At 56.5% G+C, this 324-nt stretch carries 3 tRNA genes; all 3 read right to left on the bottom strand.

What is annotated here, in order from left to right:
* Nucleotide 1: 1 nt before the first annotated feature.
* The 3 genes from BGE37_RS24870 to BGE37_RS24860 all read right to left on the bottom strand — a co-directional run bounded on the left by BGE37_RS24870 (nucleotide 2) and on the right by BGE37_RS24860 (nucleotide 323).
* Nucleotides 2-88: transfer RNA gene (locus BGE37_RS24870), tRNA-Leu, on the bottom strand.
* Between the two features lie 33 nt (nucleotides 89-121).
* A tRNA-Leu gene (locus BGE37_RS24865) sits at nucleotides 122-208 on the bottom strand.
* A 28-nt stretch (nucleotides 209-236) separates the two neighbouring features.
* Nucleotides 237-323: transfer RNA gene (locus BGE37_RS24860), tRNA-Leu, on the bottom strand.
* Nucleotide 324 lies beyond the last annotated feature (1 nt).

Below are 324 nucleotides of genomic sequence, written 5' to 3'. Positions count from 1 at the left end.
TTGGTGCGAGGGGGGGGACTTGAACCCCCACGTCCGTAAGGACACTAACACCTGAAGCTAGCGCGTCTACCAATTCCGCCACCTTCGCACAGTCATCTTACTTTTTTGATATCGCCTCGTTTGGTGCGAGGGGGGGGACTTGAACCCCCACGTCCGTAAGAACACTAACACCTGAAGCTAGCGCGTCTACCAATTCCGCCACCTTCGCCCAGTGCGAGCAATATCAACGTGGTTTTTGGTGCGAGGGGGGGGACTTGAACCCCCACGTCCGTAAGGACACTAACACCTGAAGCTAGCGCGTCTACCAATTCCGCCACCTTCGCA

Origin of the sequence: Escherichia sp. MOD1-EC6300, assembly GCF_002965045.1 — a bacterium.
GTDB classification, from domain to species: Bacteria; Pseudomonadota; Gammaproteobacteria; order Enterobacterales; family Enterobacteriaceae; genus Escherichia; species Escherichia coli_F.
Note: the sequence above shows the minus strand (reverse complement) of the source record. Positions and strands in the feature narration are given on the sequence as shown.